Source organism: Agaricicola taiwanensis (genome assembly GCF_014635245.1).
GTDB lineage: Bacteria > Pseudomonadota > Alphaproteobacteria > Rhizobiales > Methylopilaceae > Agaricicola > Agaricicola taiwanensis.
In genome coordinates this window covers 1,427,977-1,444,079 of sequence record NZ_BMCP01000001.1, presented here as the reverse complement: position 1 = coordinate 1,444,079, position 16,103 = coordinate 1,427,977, and the positions used below count along the sequence as shown (strand labels likewise).

At 62.9% G+C, this 16,103-nt stretch carries 11 protein-coding genes; 3 read left to right on the top strand and 8 right to left on the bottom strand.

The features are described from left to right. Nucleotides 1-28: 28 nt before the first annotated feature. Together IEV58_RS06965 and IEV58_RS06960 are read right to left on the bottom strand one after the other, a co-directional pair. Nucleotides 29-1,945 (bottom strand): ABCB family ABC transporter ATP-binding protein/permease, encoded by a 1,917-nt coding sequence (locus IEV58_RS06965; protein ID WP_188408931.1) that lies wholly within the window; start codon nt 1,943-1,945, stop codon nt 29-31. A gap of 6 nt (nt 1,946-1,951) precedes the next feature. Then, nucleotides 1,952-3,250 carry a LysM peptidoglycan-binding domain-containing protein gene (locus tag IEV58_RS06960; RefSeq protein ID WP_188408930.1) on the bottom strand — a complete coding sequence of 433 codons (1,299 nt, stop codon included), beginning with the start codon at nt 3,248-3,250 and terminating at the stop codon, nt 1,952-1,954. Between the two features lie 205 nt (nt 3,251-3,455). Between IEV58_RS06960 and IEV58_RS06955 the strand changes: the two genes are divergently transcribed. After that, nucleotides 3,456-4,073 (top strand): LOG family protein, encoded by a 618-nt coding sequence (locus tag IEV58_RS06955; RefSeq protein ID WP_188408929.1) that lies wholly within the window; start codon nt 3,456-3,458, stop codon nt 4,071-4,073. A 30-nt stretch (nt 4,074-4,103) separates the two neighbouring features. Here IEV58_RS06955 and mdoH read toward each other — a convergent pair whose 3' ends face one another. The 5 genes from mdoH to cysS all read right to left on the bottom strand — a co-directional run bounded on the left by mdoH (nt 4,104) and on the right by cysS (nt 12,828). Further along, complete coding sequence (gene mdoH, locus IEV58_RS06950; RefSeq protein WP_188408928.1) at nt 4,104-6,266, bottom strand: glucans biosynthesis glucosyltransferase MdoH; 2,163 nt, start codon at nt 6,264-6,266, stop codon at nt 4,104-4,106. Further along, nucleotides 6,242-7,768 carry an OpgD/OpgG family glucan biosynthesis protein gene (locus tag IEV58_RS06945; protein ID WP_188408927.1) on the bottom strand — a complete coding sequence of 509 codons (1,527 nt, stop codon included), beginning with the start codon at nt 7,766-7,768 and terminating at the stop codon, nt 6,242-6,244. Before IEV58_RS06945 ends, mdoH begins: the two co-directional genes overlap by 25 nt. Before the next feature lie 201 nt (nt 7,769-7,969). Next, a complete protein-coding gene (gene cimA / locus IEV58_RS06940) occupies nt 7,970-9,577 on the bottom strand; it encodes a citramalate synthase (RefSeq protein ID WP_188408926.1) in 1,608 nt (535 codons plus the stop codon). Beyond that, on the bottom strand, nt 9,574-11,382 hold the full coding sequence (locus IEV58_RS06935; protein ID WP_188408925.1) for an ABC-F family ATP-binding cassette domain-containing protein: 1,809 nt from the start codon (nt 11,380-11,382) through the stop codon (nt 9,574-9,576). The genes cimA and IEV58_RS06935 overlap by 4 nt, the downstream gene beginning before the upstream one ends. Nucleotides 11,383-11,418: 36 nt before the next feature. Continuing rightward, nucleotides 11,419-12,828, bottom strand: a complete 1,410-nt coding sequence (gene cysS / locus IEV58_RS06930) for a cysteine--tRNA ligase (protein ID WP_188408924.1) — start codon at nt 12,826-12,828, stop codon at nt 11,419-11,421. Between the two features lie 469 nt (nt 12,829-13,297). On the opposite strand from cysS, the gene IEV58_RS06925 reads away from it, so the two are divergent. Together IEV58_RS06925 and IEV58_RS06920 are read left to right on the top strand one after the other, a co-directional pair. Next, nucleotides 13,298-13,684: a MarR family winged helix-turn-helix transcriptional regulator gene (locus tag IEV58_RS06925; protein WP_188408923.1), complete on the top strand. Its 387-nt coding sequence runs from the start codon at nt 13,298-13,300 to the stop codon at nt 13,682-13,684. A 114-nt stretch (nt 13,685-13,798) separates the two neighbouring features. Next, complete coding sequence (locus tag IEV58_RS06920) at nt 13,799-14,731, top strand: DUF2865 domain-containing protein (RefSeq protein WP_188408922.1); 933 nt, start codon at nt 13,799-13,801, stop codon at nt 14,729-14,731. Between the two features lie 7 nt (nt 14,732-14,738). Here IEV58_RS06920 and gltX read toward each other — a convergent pair whose 3' ends face one another. Beyond that, on the bottom strand, nt 14,739-16,091 hold the full coding sequence (gltX, locus tag IEV58_RS06915; RefSeq protein WP_188408921.1) for a glutamate--tRNA ligase: 1,353 nt from the start codon (nt 16,089-16,091) through the stop codon (nt 14,739-14,741). Between the last annotated feature and the right edge of the window lie 12 nt (nt 16,092-16,103).

Sequence of the window (16,103 nt, the reverse complement as noted above, 5' to 3'; positions counted from 1 at the left end):
GGGTCTTGGGCAGTCGGCGAAGGTCTAGTCAGTCGGAGGTGGCGAATTCCGGCGGCAGCCTGTTGGGTGCGGCCTCGTCCTCGGCAATCTGGGCAAGGCGTGCCCTCGCCTCGTCAGCCTCGCGCTGCCTGTTCCACAGGCTGGCATAAAGCCCGCCACGCGCCAGCAGTTCGCCGTGCGTTCCTCGCTCGGCGATGGTGCCGGCATCAAGCACGATGATCTCATCCGCCGTCACGACGGTGGACAAGCGATGGGCGATGACCAATGTCGTGCGCCCCCGCGAGACCCGCTCCAGCGCATCCTGGATCTCCTTTTCGGTATGGCTGTCGAGGGCCGATGTCGCCTCGTCGAGGATAAGGATCGGCGGGCTTTTCAGGATGGTGCGGGCGATGGCGACGCGTTGCTTTTCGCCGCCCGAAAGCTTCAGGCCGCGCTCGCCCACCTCCGCCTCATAGCCCTGCGGCAGCGCGCGGATGAAATGATCGATCTGGGCGTTGCGCGCGGCTTCTTCGATCTCGTCGTCCGAGGCGTCCCAGCGGCCGTAGCGGATGTTGTAGCGGATGGTGTCGTTGAAGAGCACCGTATCCTGCGGAACCATGCCGATGGCCTGACGCAGCGAGGCCTGCGTGGCCGTGCGGATGTCCTGACCATCGATGGTGATGCGCCCCTGGGCAATATCGTAAAAGCGGAACAGCAGGCGCGACAGGGTCGATTTCCCCGCGCCCGACGGCCCGACGATGGCCACCGTGCGGCCGGCCGGAACCTCGAAGCTGATGCCCTTCAGGATCGGTCGCGAGGCGTTGTAGTGAAAATGAACGTCCTCGAAGCGAATGGTGCCCGCGCGGATGGCAAGCGGCGTCGCGTCGGGCGCGTCCTTGATCTCCGGGTCCCGTTCCAGCAGGCCGAACATCATCTCGATATCGGTCACGGCCTGTTTGATCTCGCGGTAGAGCGTGCCCATGAAATTCAGCGGCACATAGAGCTGGATCAGCATGGCATTGATGAAGACGAAATCGCCCACGGTGTTGGTCCCGGCACGAATGCCGGAGGCCACCATGACCATGCAAATCGTCATCCCGATGGTATAGATCACCGCCTGGCCTGCGTTGAGCCAGGCAAGCGACGTGTAGGTCTTGACGGCCGACTTCTCGTATCCGGCCATGGCGCGGTCGAAACGTGAGGCCTCCCGGGCCTCATTGCCGAAATATTTGACGGTCTCGTAGTTCAGCAGGCTATCGATCGCCTTGGCATTGGCGTCATTGTCCTGCTCGTTCATCTCGCGGCGGATGGCGATGCGCCATTCGCTGGCCTTATAGGTGAACACGAGATAGGCGGCGATGGTGAGGCCGACGACGGCGACATAGCGCCAGTCGAACTGCCAGCCCAGGATGCCGAACACCAGGATCAATTCCACGATGGTGGGCAGCAGGGTCAGCACGGCCATGCGGACCAGCGTCTCGATGGCCTCGCGTCCCCGTTCCACCACCCGCGACAGCGCGCCGGTGCGCCGCTCGAGGTGGTAGCGCAGCGAGAGCGCGTGGACGTGCTCGAAGGTCTTCAGCGACAGGCGGCGCACCGCATGCAGCGCCACAGCCGCGAAAAGCCCGTCGCGTACCTGCGCCAGCAGCACCATGGCGACACGGCCGAGGCCATAGGCGAGCACCATGATGAGAGGCGTGGCCAGCGCCCAGGCGGTCCAGCTGTCGCCAAGGGGCGGCGCCTTGCCCTCCGCAATCAGCGCCAGCGCATCCGTCGCCCATTTGAAGGCATAGGGAACCAGCACGGTGATGATCTTGGTTGCAAGGAGAAGCGCGAAGGCGATCCAGATCCGGCGCCTCAGATCACCGCGCCCATGCGGCCACATGAAGGGCCACAGACGGAACAGCGTCGCGATGAAACCCTGCTCCGCGCGGAGAGCCGCGCGGCTTGATTCGGAAACGGACATTCGGCCTCAGTTCGGCGACGGTACCACGAAGACCTGATTGGGGTAGATCAGATCGGGATCGCGGATCTGGTCGCTGTTGGCGTCATAGATGACGGAATAGCGGATACCCTGGCCATATATGTTCTGGCTGATCCGCCACAAGCTGTCGCCGCGCTTTACAGCCACCGTATCGATACTGGCCACCACGGCGTCGGCCGCGCTGGCGGGCCTCGTTGCAGCCTTGGTTTGTGCTGCTGCGGGTGCCGGAGCGCCTGCTGCCTGCACCGCCTGCTCGCCTCGAGCCGCAGCGGCCGGCGGTGATGGCTGAGGCGAAACGCGTACCGATTGCTGTGCCTGCGCGACCTCGGTTTCACTGTAATCGAAGGGAACCTCGGCGCGGGCGGTGACCTCCCCCTTGCCATCGAGCTGATCAATGCGCACGCGATAGCTTCCGGGCGTCATACCGCGCTCGATTGTCAGGCTCCAGTTGCCGTCGTCCCCCACGGTGGCCTCCGCAACAGGAGCGTCATTGAGATAGATGCGGACCTTGGAGCCGCTCGGACCAGTGCCCTGGGCAAAGAGCCGGCCATTCGCGGCCTCCACCGCGCCGATGCGCAGCGACTGCGCGGCCGCCGGCTCTGCCGCGGCTACCGCATCAGAAGCCTCGGCGCGTTCCGCTGTCGCGGAGCCCACACCCTGGGCCTGAACGGGAGGCGAACCAGGCGCAACCTGAGCCATGGCGACCCCGGAGCCTTGCGACTGCTGCAGGATCTCGACCGGCTTGTTGGGCTCGCTGGCGACCACCAGCACTTCTCCTTTGCCGCCCTCGGGTACAGAGACGACGACCGATCGCTCCGATATCTGCCTGTCCTCACCGCCGACGCGAAGCTGAAGTTGATGATTGCCGGCGCTCAACCGTGGCGGCGTCATGACAAACTCGCCCGCCTGATTGGCTTTCTCGGTGGCGATGACGTCGCCGTTGCGCAGCAGTTCCACCGTTGTGCCCGGAGCGGCACGGCCAGCGATAACCGCATCTCCGTTGGGTTCCACACGAACGATATCAAAGGCGGCGCGAATTCGTTCGTCAGCGGGCTCTGCCGGCGCGTTCGATGCCTCGGTTCCCTGCCCCTGCGGATCCGGAGTCGTTTGTGGCTCCGGCGTCGCGGGTGCGGCTGCCGGCGGCGTCTCGCTCGCGGGCGCCTCAGGGATCGCGGCCGTCTGCTCGCTCCTGTCCATGTCGGCTGCCCGGTAGCCTATCCAGCCGAGAAGGGCGGCGATCAAAAATGCAAAGCCGATAACGAGTGACTTGATCGTGTTCGGCGTCATGACTTTCCTTCCGCTTCCCCTCACCGCCCTAGCCGGCGGAAAATTCAACCTTATGTTCTTCCTCTACAACGGAAACCGTATCGATGCACGCAAGTGTAATACTGGTGTTTAGAAACGAACGGCATATTGTAGAAGTTGTAACCACCGGCCTGAGCTCCTCCGAATTCGCGGGAGGCCTCAGGTCCAAGAACAAGAGGAAAACTTTATGCAGTCAATTCAGTCTGTCTGCGTCTATTGCGGCTCCAGTCCGGGAGCCGACCCCCGCCACGCAAAAAATGCCCGCGCTTTCGGAAAGGCACTCGCCGAGAACGGCGTGCGTCTCGTCTATGGCGGGGGTGGTCTTGGGCTCATGGGCACGGTCGCCCGCGGCGTCCTCGACCATGGCGGTCAGGTAAAGGGAATCATTCCCCAGTTCCTGGTGGACCGCGAAGCCATGCTGCTGGAGGTCCAGGACCACGTGGTAACCAACGACATGCATGAGCGAAAAAGGCTCATGTTCGAAGAAGCCGACGCCTTCGTGGCTCTGCCCGGCGGCATCGGAACGCTGGAAGAATTGGTGGAGCAATTGACCTGGTCGCAGCTCGGCCAGCACGCCAAGCCGATCCTCCTGGCGAACTTCAACGACTTCTGGTCGCCGCTGCTGACGCTTTTTGATCACATGCGGAGCCAAGCCTTCATCCGGCGTGATCTTCCGATCGGCTATCTCGTTGCCGATACGGTGGAGGATATTCTTCCCATGCTGGAGAATGCGGCCCATCGGGTCGAAGCGACGCCGGGTCTTCGCCCTGAGGGCAAGGAACGGGAAGTCATCCAAAACATGTAAGGACCGGCACATGAAGGTATGTGCCTGACATCACCGCGCTAGGGCGGCCAGTCTTTCCAGACCGCGATGGTCTCCAAGGACAGCTGCCTTCTCGCGCGGGGTGAGATCCTTCACCGCCGCTTCGATCGATGCGGCCTCTTCCATCTTCACAAGACCGACCAGCAGATCAGCGTCGATGGGCCGCTCGCCCATGGAACGCGGGGGCGGCAGCATGCGCCGGTGCGCGTCGCGCAGCGAGGAATCAGCGGCAAGATGTTCCATGGCCTCGGTCGGCACGTCCTCCAGCGGAGCCAGTTGCCGGTAGAGTTCATTGGCGCGCCTCAATTCCTCAGGCGTTGCATATTCCTCCGGGATGCGCAGGAGGCCCAGCTTGCGCAAGCTGAGGCCGAGCGACCGGCTGCTGGTCAGCATCGCCAGAGGAATAGCAAGCACCAGGCCAATCAGGACCGGTGACATCCAGAGAAACAGTGACACGGAGACCGCATAGGCGCCGGCCGCCAGCAACAGACCGAACAGCGTGTGCGGTCCATATCGGTGCAGGACCTCGCGGAACGGCAGGCTGCCATCGTCGCGGCGCTGCGGGTTCCAGCCGGAATCACGCCCGGTGAGGATACTGACGACCGCCATCGACTGCGTGAGCATCGTCACCGGCGCCAGCAGGCCGGCAAGGACCGATTCCAGAACCATGCTGACGAAGGAGCGGATCATGCCGCCGCTGCCGCGCCGGTCGGCGCCGCGCGTCAGGAGCGCAAGCCAAGCCAGGATCTTCGGGATGAAAAGCACGGACATCGTGAGCACGAAGACCCAGATGGCGCGTTCCGCGTCCTGTGCCGGCCAGACCGGAAACAGAGAAAATTCCGACGTGAAATATTCCGGCCGCACGAACTGCGCCTGCAGCGAGATGGCGATACCTGTCAGAATGAAAATCAGCCACAACGGCGCCGTGATATAGGATCCGATGCCGGTGAGAAGATGCAGACGGCTTACCCAATGCAGCCCCCGCGCCGGTAGAACGGCCGCATGCTGCAGGTTGCCTTGGCACCAGCGTCGATCGCGTATCGCGAGATCCGTCAGCGAGGGCGGGCTTTCCTCATAGCTGCCCGACAGCGCCGGGATCATATGGATCGCCCAGCCGGCACGCCGCATCAGAGCGGCTTCGATGAAATCATGGCTGAGGATGTGGCCGCCGAACGGTTTACGGCCGCCAAGGTGCGGCAGGCCGGCCTGCGCGGCAAAAGCCTCAGTGCGAATGATGGCGTTATGGCCCCAATAGTTGCCTTCCGAGCCATGCCACCAGGCGATTCCATGAGCGATCATCGGGCCATAGATCCGGCCGGCGAACTGCTGCATGCGGGCGAAAAGACTGGACCCATTGACGATGATGGGCAACGTCTGGATGAGCCCTACGCCGGGATGGCGTTCCATGCCCGAGGCCATGCGGACGATGGTGTCGCCGCTCATGACGCTGTCGGCGTCAAGCACCAGCATCTGCGGATAGGCTCCACCGAAACGGCGCACCCAGTCGGAGATATTGCCTGCTTTGCGCTCGGTATTCTTGGGACGGCGGCGATAGAAGATGCGGCCGTGCCCACCGGTGCGCTCGCGCAGGGCAAGATAGGCCGCTTCCTCGGCGATCCAGGCGTCGGCGTCAGTCGTGTCGCTCAATATGAAGAAATGAAAATGGTCTAGGCGGCCTGTCGATTTGATCGATTCATAGATCGACTGCAGTCCGGCCATGATCCGCGCCGGCGCTTCGTTGTAGACGGGAAGCAGGATCGCGGTGGAGGTCGCCAGCTCCGGCAGGGGTGCGGCAGGATCGATGCCGAGCCCCTTGCCGTTGCGCAACACCAGAGAGACGAAGCCCGCGCAGGAGGAGATGAAGGAAAAGGCGATCCAGGCGAACAGGGCCACATAGAGACCAAGGACGAGGCTTTCCAGCAGGGTCAGCCCGGCCACATTCAGCACCAGGAACATTTCCTGGGCAGCGAAATAGGTCATCACCGCGGCGCCGCCGATCACGATCAGGCGGCGCAGGAAAAGACCTGCCGGCCGTGTCTCCACAGCGCGTCGCTGTGGCTTCCGCCACAAGGACTGCACCGGCATGTCCAAGGGAGCGTCGGCGGGCAGAGCCGGCGCGAAATCCGCGCCGGCCGGTTTGGTGTGTTCGATCACGCTGTCCAACGGTAGATCCACGTCTCCGACAGGGACTTGGTGCCATCGGAGAGCGAGGCCCGAAGCTCGACCACGTCACGCTCGTTGAAAAGGTTGAAGCTTAGCCGCCAGCCACCGCGCTCCGGATTGGGCTGGGTCACGATATTCTCGATACGCCCGCCCGATGCGGTGACCTCGCCGATGACCTTGGCGTCCGGCGGCAGGTCCTTCAATGCATCGCCAATCGCCTCCAGCACGAACACGCGGCTCTTGCTGCGCAGGCTGCGGCCGCTGCTGGAGACGCGCCAGGTGGCGAGCCCCGTCTTCCACGGATTATCCCAGGACCAGTGCATGCGGTAGGTGTAGCGATACTCCCCCTTGGGGCGCAGCGGCTCGCGCGGGCGCCAGAAGGCGACGATATTGTCGTTGATCTCGCTGTTGGTGGGAATTTCCAGCAGATGTACTGCGCCTTCCCCCCAGTCGCCGATCGGTTCGATCCAGAGCGACGGACGCTTCTCATAGCGCGCTTCCAGGTCGTTGTAGTCAAAGAACGCCCGCTGGCGCTGCATCAGGCCAAAGCCGCGCGGATTGACGTCCGACAGGACACTGATCTGCAGGTTGGTGGGGTTCGACAGCGGCCGCCAGAGCTGCTCGCCGCGGCCGGTCCAGATGGCGAGACCGTCGCTGTCGTGCACGCCGGGACGGAAGTCATCGATGTCATTTCGATCTACGGCATCGAAATAGAACATGCTGGTGAGCGTCGCGATGCCCGCCTGTGTGATCTCGACCCGCGGATAGAGCGAGAGTTCGACATCGAAGACGGTCGCCTCGCCGGGACGGATGGTGAAGCGGAAGGCGGCGGCGGCGCTTTCGCTGTCCAGCAGCGCATGAACGACGATCGAGCTCGTGCCCGGCTTTGGCCGCTCCAACCAGAACGAGGTGAAGAGCGGGAACTCCTCGCCCTCGCTCGATCCCGTCTTGATGGACAGGCCACGTGCGGAGAGACCGTAGATCTGGTCCTTGGCCACCGCCCGAAAATAGGTCGCTCCGAGAAAGGTAGCCACCTCATCGTAATAGTCCGGCTTGTTCATGGGCGCGTGCAGCCGGAAGCCGGCGAAGCCGAGGTCCCCTCCATCCGGCCGGGCAGCCTTGCCGAAGGTGAAAAGGTCCGTGGAATAATCCACGTGGCGCGCCTTGCCCTCATCCACCACATAGATGTCGACGCGGTTGCGGAAGAGAAAGCCGCGATGGAAGAACTGCACCTCAAAGGGCAGCTTGTCCTGACGCCAGAGAGACTTATCCGGTGAGAAGCGGATGTCGCGATAGAGATCGTAGTTCATCTCCGCATAGCCTTCCGGGAGCTTGATCTCCTGGGGCTTGAACGGCTTCTGCGCCAGCCCCCGCGCCATCTCGCGCACGGTGGAGGCGTCGAACGGCGTGCCTTCAGCGTCCTGGGCGACGGCAGCCTGCGGTCCGAGCACGTCGCTCAGAGACGTCAGGAAGGGCAAGGAGATGCCAGCTAAAAGCAGTTCACGACGACGCAAGTAACCCTCCGCTAAAATCGCGCAATTCGATGACGAACCTTCGAGCCCGCCGTCATTCCCGATCGGATGTCATAAGGCAAGGTGATCAAGGCAATATCCGGGCCGACGCCTCCCAATCGTGGGGCGGTGAGGAAAGTTCCAGCTTAGGGAAGGTTTGGCCGCCACAAACACGCGCCCGACAGTCACATTTTCGTTGGAAAGCTACGCGCTCTGCCGCGGCGCGGGAGCCCCCGCCTTCAGGAACTTATAGGTGATGGAATCCTCCAGTGCCTGGAAGGAGGCATCGATGATGTTCGAGGACACACCGAGCGTCGTCCACACCTCCCCGGCACTGTCGGTGGATTCCAGGGCGACGCTCGTGACGGCCCCGGTGCCGCCATCCAGAATGCGGACGCGGAAGTCCGTCAGCCTCAGGTCATCAATGTAGGGCTGGTACTTGCCGAGGTCCTTGCGGAGGGCAAGATCGAGCGCGTTGACCGGTCCGTTGCCTTCCGCCACCGACATCAGCACCTCGCCATCGACGGCGACCTTGACGACCGCTTCGGAAACCGTGGCCAGTTCGCCCAGCGCATTGTGACGGCGCTCGACGCCGACGCGGAAGCTCAGTACGTCAAAGAAGCGCGGTACGCCGCCCAGCATCCGGCGGGCGAGGAGCTCGAAGGATGCTTCGGCACCCTCGAAGGCCCAACCGTTGGCCTCCCGCTCCTTTACCTCCTCCAGAAGCCGCATCACGCGCGGATCCTTGGGGTCGACCTCGATGCCGACGCGCTTCAATTCAGCCAGCACATTGGAGCGTCCGGCCTGGTCCGACACCAGCAGTTTGCGGGCATTCCCGACCGCTTCGGGCGCCACATGCTCATAGGTGCGCGGATCCTTGGCAACCGCGCTGGCGTGAATGCCTCCCTTGTGAGCAAAGGCATTGGCGCCGACATAGGGCGCGTGCCGGTTCGGCTGCCGGTTGAGGATCGCGTCCAGCGTGCGGCTGATCTGGGTGAGCTGACGCAATCCCTCGTCCGAGACTCCGATGTCGAAGGCCTGCGCATAGGCCGGCTTGAGCTTAAGGGTCGGAATGAGCGACACGAGGTCCGCGTTGCCGCAGCGCTCGCCCAGGCCATTAAGGGTGCCCTGGATCTGGCGCGCGCCAGCCCTCACCGCGGCAAGGGCGTTGGCCACCGCCTGCCCGGTGTCGTTGTGCGGATGGATGCCGAGATGGCTGCCGGGCACATGGCGCACCACTTCGGCCACGATGGCCTCCACCTCTTCCGGCAAGGTGCCGCCGTTGGTGTCGCAAAGGACGACCCATCGCGCGCCCTCCTCATAGGCGGCCTGCACACACGACAGAGCATAATCGGGATTGGCCTTGTAACCGTCGAAGAAATGTTCGCAGTCAACGAGCGCCTCGCCTTTCACCCTGGCCGAGCGCACCGTCTCGCGGATGGTGTCGAGGTTCTCCACCAGCGAAATCCCAAGCGCCACTTCGACGTGGTAGTCCCAGCTCTTGGCCACGAAACAATAGGCGTCCGCCCGCGCATCGAGTACCGCCTTCAGGCCAGGATCGTTGGCCGCCGATCGCCCCGCCCGCTTGGTCATGCCGAAGGCCGTCATCTTCGCTTTGAGGGCATGATCGGTGGCAAAGAAGGCGCTATCGGTCGGATTGGCGCCGGGATAGCCTCCCTCGATGTAATCTATGCCGAGCGCGTCAAGCATGCGCGCCACCGCCACCTTGTCGTCGAGCGAGAAGCTGATGCCGGCGGTCTGCGCGCCGTCGCGCAGCGTCGTGTCGAAGAGATAGAGCCGCTCGCGTGTCACAGGCCTAGCTCCTCGCGCTTCATTTCGATCTCCAGCCAGCGGTCCTCGGCTTCTGCGAGGTCTGCCCGCGCCTTGGTGGCGGCTTCCGCCGCGCGATTGAAGGCGGCCGGATCGCGGGAGAAAAGTTCGGGATCGGCAATGGCAGCGTCCAGCTTTGCAACCTCCGCCTCAAGCGTCGCGATACGCTTCGGCAGCGTCTTCAGAGCATGCTGTTCCTCAAAGGACAGTTTGCCCTTCGCTTTGGCAGCAGGTTTTGCAGAGGTCTCCCCCCTCGGTTGCTTCGGCGCAGAAGCGGCTTTCCTGGCGCCTACCCCCTCACCGCGCTGTGCCAGCATGTCGGAATAGCCGCCGGCGTATTCGGTCCATCTGCCTTCTCCCTCCGACACGATCACGGAGGAGACCACGCGATCGATGAAGTCGCGATCATGGCTGACGAGAAGCACCGTTCCGGGATGGTCGGCCAGCATCTCCTGCAGGAGATCCAGCGTCTCAAGATCAAGGTCGTTCGTCGGCTCGTCGAGAACAAGGAGATTGGCCGGCTTGGCAAGCGCCCGCGCCAGCATCAGCCGGGCCCGTTCACCGCCGGAAAGCACCCGAACCGGCGTGCGGGCCTGTTCGGGCGCGAAGAGAAAGTCCTTCATATAGCCGATGACATGTTTGGTGCCGTCGCCCACGTGAACGAGATCGCCGTGCCCTCCCGTCAGCGTGTCCGCCAGAGACCTATCCGGATCAAGCGCTTCACGCCCCTGGTCCAGTGTCACCATCTCGATATTGGCACCGAGCCGCACCGTGCCTGAATCCGGCGATAGAGCCCCCGTCAACAGGTTGAGCAGCGTCGTCTTGCCGGCACCATTGGCGCCGACCAGGCCGATGCGATCGCCACGTGCGATGCGGGTAGAGAACCTGGAGACGATGGCGCGATCGCCGTAGGACTTGGAGACGTCGACCGCTTCGATGACAAGCTTGCCGGATACCTTCTCCGTTTCGGTCACTGTCATGGTCACCGTGCCCGTGGCGCGGCGGCCTTCCCTTCGCTCCTGACGCAGGGCGGCAAGCTCGCCGACGCGGCGCATGTTGCGCTTGCGCCGCGCTGTCACGCCATAGCGCATCCAGTCTTCTTCCGCCGCGATCTTGCGATCGAGCTTGTGCCGGTCGCGTTCTTCCTCCTCGAGGATGGCATCGCGCCAAGCCTCGAAATGGGCAAAGCTCTGCTCGCTTCGGCGCGTCCGACCACGGTCGAGCCAGACCGTGACGCGCGACAGGGTCTCAAGGAACCGGCGGTCATGGCTGATGATGACAAGGGCCGACTTGAGGCTCGCAAGCTCCGCTTCCAGCCAGGCGATGGCCGGAAGATCGAGATGGTTGGTTGGTTCATCGAGCAACAGCACGTCGGGCTCCGGCGCCAGCACGCGTGCGAGCGCGGCCCGCCGCACCTCGCCTCCGGAGAGAGCCGCCGGGTCTTCCTCGCCGGTCAGGCCGAGTTCATTGAGCAGATAAAGCGCGCGATAGGTGTCGTCGCCCGGGCCGAGACCCGCTTCCACATAAGCACGGGTCGTGGCGAAGCCTGACAGATCCGGTTCCTGCGGCAGGTAGCGGATGGTCGCGCCATTGCGCGCGGTTCGTTCGCCCCGGTCAGGCTCGACGAAGCCGGCGGCAACCTTCAGGAGCGTGGACTTGCCCGAGCCGTTGCGACCGACAAGCGCCACCCGCTCTCCGGCACCGACGCTGAGATCAGCACCGGTCAGCAGCGGACCACCGCCGAAGGTGAGGCCGATATCCTGGAGGATCAGCAGAGGAGCGGCCATATCACCTCTCCATCGCTGAATTTAAGAGCAAGATCATCATCGCGCCGGCTCCCAGCTGGTCCCCTCGGGACCATCCTTGAGAAGGACGCCCTGTGCCGCCAGTTCGTCGCGGATGCGGTCCGCTTCGGCGAAGTTCCTGCTCTTTCGGGCGGCCAGACGCGCGCTCACCAGACGTTCGATCTCTTCAACCGGCAGCGACAGAGCGTGCGATGATCGCGCTTCCTGCCACCGGGCCAGCAGATCGGGACGAAAGCCCAGGAACGCCAGGGTGCCAGCCAAGGCGGTTCCCTCCTCCCGGCCACGAAGCCCATGAATCTCGGCGATGGCTCGTGGCGTGTTCAGATCATCGGAAAGCGCAGCGATCACTTCTGGAGCCGGGCGCGGCTCGGCGGTATCCGAAGCGGCCTCAAACCATGCGCTCAAAGTCCTCTCCGCCTCTTCCAACCCCTTCAACGTCCAGTTGATCGGCTGGCGGTAATGGGTCTGCAGCATGGCGAGGCGGATCACGTCGCCCGGCCAGTCGGCCAGAAGCTCGCCGATGGTGATGAAGTTGCCCAAGGACTTGGACATCTTCTCGCCCTCCACCTGCAGGAAGCCGTTGTGCATCCATACGCTCGCCATGCGTTCCATGCCGAAGGCGCAGCAGGATTGGGCTATTTCGTTTTCATGATGGGGGAAGACGAGATCGATGCCGCCGCCGTGGATGTCGAAGGTATTGATCTGCGCATCATCGCAGCGGAGCCGGCCCGCGAAGGCATCGATCAGGTGCTTCCAGGCCATGGCCGAACATTCGATGTGCCAGCCAGGCCGGCCCGGCCTGGTGATACCGGCGGGGCTTTCCCATGCCGGCGTCCCTTCCGGCGAGGGCTTCCAAAGGACGAAATCCATGGGATCGCGCTTATAAGGCGCGACATCGACACGGGCGCCAGCCAGCATCTCATCGATCGAGCGGCGCGCGAGCGCGCCATAGGACAGACCGCTCTTCCTGCCTTCCATCGCCTTGACCGAGAAGAGGACGTGATCTTCGGCCACATAGGCAAAGCCCCGCGCAATCAGACGCTCGATGATGGCCTTCATTTCATCGATATGTTCGGTCGCGCGCGGCTCGACCGTGGGCGAGAGGCAGCCGAGATCGGCAACATCCTGCCGGAACACGGCCGCGGTCTCTTCCGTCAACTCACGGATCGAAATGTTTCTTTCCGCCGCGCGAGCGTTTATCTTGTCATCAACATCCGTAATGTTACGGACATAGAAAACATGGCTCTCACCGTAGATGTGACGAAGCAGTCTATAGAGTATATCAAAAACAATGACTGGCCTCGCGTTGCCGATATGGGCCCGGTCATAGACCGTCGGCCCGCAGACATACATCCGCACGTTGTGAGCATCGAGCGGGATGAAGCCATCCTTGCTCTTGGTCAACGTATTAAAAAGCTTCAACGTCATCTTTTCCCGTCGCCTGCCATGCGGCCGGGGCTGTCGCGTTTTTCTGAATTGTCAGGAAAATACGGCCACGGCCAGCGTTGTCGCTAGCCGCAAATGAAGATCGCCCTTATGTGGATCAGCTTTGCCATCGCGGGAGAATGCTTGGTGACGGCGGCGCCGTCAAGCACCCTGCAGGCACAAGCTTCGGTTGCATATTCACCATTAATTTTAGCGATAAGAAACGCTAAAATTTTCCGATAGTTGCAAGACGCCTAATGATCCTTTAATCACTCAAATACAGATTTCGCAGGTTACTTTCCGTTAAGAATGTCTGCGAAAGCACATAGCACTTGGGGGCAAGTGAATGATGGTTTATCGTGAGCGGTCTGCCGCCGCACCGATGGTGCGTGCGTCCTTTCCTACGAATGACAATGGCGCTTTTGAATTGCCATTGGCCGAATACTTCCCTGACAGATTTGGTCTTGTCGCCATGCGCGTGGTGCGCGAAGCGGAACGCCAGTGCCTGAAATCTCATGATATCGGGCTGGCGGAGTGGCGAATTCTTTCGCTTCTTTCCGAACTGGGCGTGACGACGGCGAAAACCATCGGTGAAGTCACCGATATGCATAAGACCAAGGTCAGCCGTGCCGTCGCCGACCTTGAGCGGCGCCGCTTGATTGCGCGCAGGCCCAATCGAAACGATCTGCGCGAATCACTTCTTTCGTTGACGGAGGTGGGTCAGTCGCTGGTCACCCAGATCGCGCCGGAATGCCGCGCCTTCTCCCGCAAGATCTGGAACAGCCTCGACGAGAGCGAACGCGCCCTCCTCAAAAACCTTCTGGCGAAGTTGGACCAGAGCGTTTCCGGGCGCGCATGACAAAGCTGTGAAGCGGTCTCAAAAAGAGCGCTTCACAGTTCAGCCGGAATTGCCGGGCAAGAGACGCACTCTTATGGTGCGGCAGATCATCAACGGCGGTTCATGCGGTACAATATGCGTTCTTTTGCGATCGGCATCGGCATCATGCTGTTTTCAGCCGGTGCCGCGGCGGCTCAGGCATCCCAGACCTGCGTTCAGCTTGAACGGCAGCTCGCGTCGCTCGACCAGAACAGCGTGTCGCCACAGCAGATCCGCCGGGCGGAAGAAAACGTCGCTCGCCAGCGCTATGAGCTCGACCGTACCATAGCCTACAGCCGCAGCCTTGGGTGCGGCCGCACCTTTCTGTTCGGCCCCGCGCCCTCTCCCGAATGCCGGGGTATCGATGCGCGCATCGACCAGCAGCGCAACAACCTGGATCAGCTGATGGTCCAGGCGCAACGCGCCCGGGCGGGCGATCCGAACCGGGACGTGCGCCGCAACCAGATCCTCGCGGCGCTCGGTCAGAACCAGTGCGGCCCGCAGTACGCCAATGCGCCTCAACAGCCGAGGCGCGGCGGCATATTCGGCCTTCTGTTTGGAGGCGGCGCTCAGGAAGAGATCATCGAGCCCACTGTCCCCTACAGCGACGACTCGCGCCCAAACAACGACAGCTTCCGTACGGTCTGCGTGAGGATGTGCGATGGCTTCTTCTATCCCATCAGCTATTCCACCACGCCGTCCAACTTCGCGCGTGATGCGGCCATCTGCCAGCAGACCTGCCCCGGAACCCAGGCCGATCTCTTCACCTATCCCAATCCGGGCGGCGACATGCACCAGGCCGCCAACATGAACGCCGAGTCCTACACCAACCTCGAAAACGCCTTCCGCTACCAGAAGGAGTTCGTGAAGGACTGTTCGTGCAAGCCGGCGGGCCAGACCTGGGCGCAGGCTCTTTCGAACGGACAGGATCCGACCATCCGTGAGGGTGATATCGTCATCGACGAGGATCGGGCCCGGGAGATGTCGGCCCCGAAGAAGCCCGATCAGCCTCAGCAATCTCAGCCGTAAACCGGCGTCAGGTTTCGCTCCGGCCGAGACGAACCTGCGCCCGCTCGCGGCCGATGAAGGGCAGAAAGGCGCTCATGTCCGGTCCTGCATCACGGCCCGTCAGGGCTTTGCGCAGGGGATGGAACAAGGCGCGCCCCTTCAGGCCGGTCGCTTCCGCGACGGCGCGGGTCCAGAATTTCCATGTCGTATCGTCCCAAACGCCACCCGGGAGGCTGTGGCGCGCAGCGATTATGACATCGGCATCCGTGCCCTCGACAGCCACAGGCTCAAGATCTCCCGTGGCGATCCGCCACCATTCGGCCGCTTCATCGACTCGGGACAGGTTGGGCCGCACGGTCTCCCAGAAGGCCGCACCACCACCAATGCCGAGCCCATGAAGGCGCTGCGCCACATCATCATAGGAGAGCCCGTGGACGACCTTGGCATTGAGCGCGGCAAGCTCGGCCTCATCCACATGCGAGGGCGCGCGGGACAAACGAGCAAGATCCACCAGCTCGGCAAGTTCAGCGAGATCCCTGACCGGCCGCACGGCTTCCGCCGAACCGACCAGTGTCGCGTAGGCCGCAAGCGCCTGTGGTTCAATCCCCGCGCCGCGAAGGCTGGCAATGGAGAGCGAGCCCTCCCGCTTGGACAGCCCTGCGCCTGAGGCGGCAATCAGAAGATTATGGTGGGCGAAGGCGGGCGCATCGGCGCCGAGTGCTTCGAAAAGCTGGATCTGGACCGCGGTGTTGGTCACATGATCTTCGCCACGGATGATGTGAGTTATCCCCAGATCGGCATCATCCACAACGCTGGTGAAGGTGTAGAGCGGCGTTCCGTCCTCGCGCACCAGAACGGGGTCGGACAGGCTCGCCGCGTCGATGGAATGGTTTCCACGCACCAGATCGTCCCAAACCACCGGCTTGTGATTGAGCAGAAACCTCCAGTGAGGCCTGCGGCCCTCTGCCTCCAGCCGCGCTCTTTCCTCCTCAGACAGCTTCAACGCCGCGCGGTCGTAGATCGGCGGGCGGCCCGACGCGCGCGCGAGGCGCCGCTTCCTGTCGAGCTCCTCTTCGGTCTCATAGGCCGGATAGAGACGTCCTGCCGTCTTCAGGACCGCCGCAGCCGCGCCATACATCAGGCCGCGATCCGACTGGCGCACCGTCTCATCGGGTATCATCCCGAGCCATCGAAGATCGGCCGCGATGGCTTCGGCATATTCATCCCGCGAGCGCTCGCCATCGGTATCGTCAAAGCGCAGGATGAAGCGCCCTCCTGCTTTCTTGGCAAGGCACCAATTGAGCAAGGCTGTACGGACATTGCCGAGATGAATGAGCCCGGTGGGTGAAGGCGCGAAGCGGACGACAGGTGATGGAGCCATAATAAGGTGCCG